3 protein-coding genes are annotated in these 4,027 nt (G+C 45.4%); 2 read left to right on the top strand and 1 reads right to left on the bottom strand.

Annotated features, from left to right (window positions below; translation table 11 throughout):
• The first annotated feature begins 209 nt into the window (after positions 1 to 209).
• Together MUP17_06510 and MUP17_06505 are read left to right on the top strand one after the other, a co-directional pair.
• Positions 210 to 1,754 (top strand): DegQ family serine endoprotease, encoded by a 1,545-nt coding sequence (locus tag MUP17_06510; GenBank protein ID MCJ7458624.1) that lies wholly within the window; start codon positions 210 to 212, stop codon positions 1,752 to 1,754.
• 15 nt (positions 1,755 to 1,769) lie between these two features.
• The gene (locus MUP17_06505) at positions 1,770 to 2,624 is read left to right on the top strand and encodes a sigma-70 family RNA polymerase sigma factor (protein ID MCJ7458623.1); all 855 of its coding nucleotides are present in this window, start codon (positions 1,770 to 1,772) and stop codon (positions 2,622 to 2,624) included.
• Between the two features lie 124 nt (positions 2,625 to 2,748).
• Here MUP17_06505 and MUP17_06500 read toward each other — a convergent pair.
• On the bottom strand, positions 2,749 to 4,027 hold a 1,279-nt coding region (locus tag MUP17_06500), incomplete at its 5' end, for a tandem-95 repeat protein (GenBank protein ID MCJ7458622.1).

Raw genomic sequence — 4,027 nt, 5'->3', positions numbered from 1 at the left:
ACCTTATGAACAAAAAGAAAAAAGTAGCCAAAAAGAAGGAAAGCTACTACTAACTAAAACATGAAAATCCGAGAAACGGATCTGTAGGACAGGACATTTTAACTTTGCAGAAATTAGGACATTTTAATCTTGCTATAACATCAAAGATTATTTTGCTTGACAATTTATGTTTTTTGCGTATAATGATATTTTCCCGAAAGGAGCGGGCTATGCCAAGTCCTAAATTCAATCTGAGGAGCAAAGATGTTTTGCTCTATGGCCTTTTTGCTTTGTTATTTATCTTGGTGGGGGTTTTGATCGCCTCTAATCTGGATTTCTCTAAACATTCCAAAGCAGTTGAGACTAACCAGGCAGAACCACCCTCAAAACTGGCTCAGCTTTTTGAGAAGGAGAGTCCTTTTGTAGCCGTGGCAGAGGCGGTTAGTCCGGCAGTGGTGAATATCAGCGCTGAAAAAGTTGTGGAAAGCAGGTATCACGATCTATTCCCTTTTGAGAACGATCCATTTTTCCGCAGATTCTTCGGGGAGATACCGCAGCCCCAGACTCCTCGTAAATACAAAGACTACAGTCTGGGTTCGGGTTTTATCTTTGACAAGAACGGGTACATTCTCACCAATAACCATGTGGTTTCAGGAGCTGATAACATCACAGTCAAGTTAGCTGATGGCTCAGAGTACAAGGCTAAACTGATGGGGACAGACAGCGAAACCGATATAGCGGTGATAAAAATAGAGACCAGGAAGCCTCTGCCCACCGTGGAGTTAGGTGACTCGGACGCAATGCGGGTAGGTGACTGGGTGGTCGCTATCGGTAATCCGTTTCCGCAGTTGGGGTTAGACCGAACAGTGACAGTAGGAGTAGTCAGTGCAAAAGGCAGGAAAGGTTTACGCTTCGGAGAAGGAGAAAGTCCTGCTTTTCAAAATTATATTCAAACCGATGCGGCAATAAATCCAGGCAACAGCGGCGGTCCTCTATGCAATATAGAGGGAAAAGTCATAGGGATTAATGCAGCCATTACCAATCCCACAGGACAGAGCTTTAACATAGGCATAGGGTTTGCAATTCCCATAGATCTAGCGAAAACTGTACTTCCACGTTTGGCAGAGGGGAAGCAGGTCTCCAGGGGATATTTAGGGATTGCCCCAGTCAATATCACTAAAGACTTGAAAGATGCCTTTGATCTTCCTTCAACCGAAGGGTTGCTAGTTCAACAGGTGCAGCCCAACACTCCAGCAGCAAAAGCCGGCATGAAAACTGGAGACGTGATCCTGACCCTGGATGGAAAAAAGGTTGCAGATGCAGACCAGTTCAGACTGCAGGTGGCTGGGCTGGAGCCAGGAAAGACTATAGACTTAGGCATCCTGAGGAACGGGAAAAAAATGGTTCTCAAGGTAAAGCTGGGAGAGAGGAGCAAGTTCCTGGCGGCTACGCCGCAGGAAAAACCTCAGAAACAGGAGGAGGAACAAAAAGACTGGCTGGGGATTCAGGTCGAGACTGCGACTGAAGATCTCGCTTCCCAGTTCGGGGTAATATATACCAAGGGTGTGATAGTTACCGGGGTCGATCAAGGAAGCATCGCGGACGATAGCGGAATTCAGCCCGGCGACATAATCTCAGAGATCGACAGGAAGTCGGTTCAGACTAAAGAAGATTATACCAGAATAATCCGGGGGCTTAAGGACAGGAAAAAAGTTATAGCCTTTTTAATCATCCGCAACGGGAATTCGATGTATTTGGTAGTTAAACCCGAATAGGAAAGGAGTGATTTCTTGGCCAGAAACTCAAAGAGATATAGGGATGAGGACAAATCCTTAGATCTCTATTTGAGGGAGATAGGAGAAACTCCTCTGATAAAGGCAGCGGAAGAGGTCGAGTTAGCTAAGAAGATTAAAAATGGTGATCAGTCTGCTTTAGAGAAACTGACCAAAGCAAATCTGAGATTTGTGGTCAGCGTAGCTAAGCAGTATCAAAATCAAGGTCTTTCTTTAGCTGATTTGATCAATGAGGGGAATATCGGGCTGATAAAAGCGGCTAAAAGGTTTGATGAAACCAGAGGTTTCAAGTTCATTTCTTATGCGGTCTGGTGGATAAGACAGGCGATCTTACAGGCTCTGGCTGAACAGTCCAGAATTGTGAGACTTCCTTTAAACCGGGTGGGAACTCTCCACAAGATAGGGAAGATCTCCAGCTCCTTGCAGCAGGAATTCGGACGTGAGCCGAGCCCGGCTGAGATAGCCAAAGAGTTAGAGCTTTCCACCTTAGAAGTGTCAGATACCCTTAAGATCTCCAATACCCATCTTTCCTTAGATGCTCCTTTTTCCACCTCGGAGGACAACAGTCTGATGGATGTGCTGGAGGACGAGCTTCAGCCAGCTCCGGATGAGGCTCTTTTAGACGAATCCTTAAGGCTGGAAATTGGAAGGGCCTTGAGAACCTTAAGCGGCAGAGAGGCGCAGGTGATAAGTCTCTATTTCGGATTGACCCAGGAAAAGCCTTTGACCTTAGAGGAGATCGGAGCAAGGTTTGGATTAACTCGTGAAAGAGTCAGGCAGATTAAGGAAAAAGCTATCCGGAGGCTCAGGCATGCCTCCCGAAGCAAGACTTTAAGGGCGTATCTGAATTAAAAGTTAATTAAAAGACAAAACCTAAAAGCTGAAGCAGGTTTTTTCACCCTGCTGCAGCTTTTTTTTGAAAAAAACGTCCAACACCAAGGTCGGACGCTACGGACTTTTATCCCTTGAACTTTTCTTACTGGCAGAGCGGAGGGCCTCCTTTGAAAAGGTAATTTATCAGATAAACTGCATCTGAGACAGTCACCTTTCCGTCACAGTTGACATCTCCGGATCTCGGGCAGTGAAGCGGAGGAGGACCGCTCTTAAATAGATAATTTATAATATAAACCACATCCGAGACAGTAACAAACAGGTCTCCATTCGGGTCTCCTGCAATCAGGTTAGCTGGAGGTCTAACCCGGATGTGGACTATCTCACTATCCGAAGCAAGATAAGGGTCTGTAGCTTTGAAAGTGACATTATATATGCCTGCCTGGGAACAACTCGGGCTGAAATAGAATGAACTTGCTCCATTGCCACTATCCGTGAAGATGGAATTGAGGGGGAGACTGGTAGCAGTTAATCTCAGGCTTTCCGCATCCGCATCGGTAGCGTGCACTCTAAAGACTAAAATAGTACCTTCATCCATAGTTTTCGGGCCGATCGAATCCACTAGAGGCGCAAGATTAACATTATTAACAGTTATGGATACGAGCTCACTATCAGCCGCACCTACGGTATCCCTGGCAATAAAGGTTACGTTATATATTCCTGCCTGAGCATAGTTAGGACTGAAAGTAAATGAACCTGCTCCATTGGTACTGTCAGTAAAAGTGGCATTGACAGGAACATTTAAAGCGCTCAAAATCATTCGCCCACCATTTATATTTGTGGCGTGTATCCTTAAGGTCAATACCTGGCCCTCAATGACTGATTTTGGACTTATGGAGGACAAAACATGCGGCCTCTTTACATCACTCACGGTTATTCGAACTAACTCACTATCAGCAGCACCCACGGTATCCCTGGCAATGAAGGTCACGTTATAGATTCCCGCCTGGTTGTAATTTGGGCTAAATCTGAAAGAACCTGCTCCGTTACCACTATCTGTAAAGACGGCATTAGTTGGAACATTCAGAGCACTCAAAACCAGCCTGTCACCATTTATGTCTGTAGCGTGAACCCTGAAGGTCAATATCTGGCCTTCCTTCACCTTCTTTGCCCCTATAGGGTCTAAAACCGGTGGATTATTGACATTTGTGACGGTTATGGCCACTATCTCACTGTCTGCTGCTCCTACTGTGTCTCTGGCGATGAAGGTAACGTTGTATACTCCAGACTGACTATAACTGGGACTAAATCTGAATGAACCTGAACCGTTTGCACTATCGGTAAAGGTAGCATTAAGAGGAACATTTAAAGCACTCAAAATCAACCGGTCTACATTTATATCAGTGGCGTGAACTCTGAAGCTT

Source organism: Candidatus Zixiibacteriota bacterium (assembly GCA_022865345.1).
In the GTDB taxonomy this organism is placed as follows: Bacteria; Zixibacteria; MSB-5A5; order MSB-5A5; family RBG-16-43-9; genus RBG-16-43-9.
The sequence above is the reverse complement of the archived record's forward strand: the minus strand, read 5'-3'. Positions and strand labels throughout refer to the sequence as shown.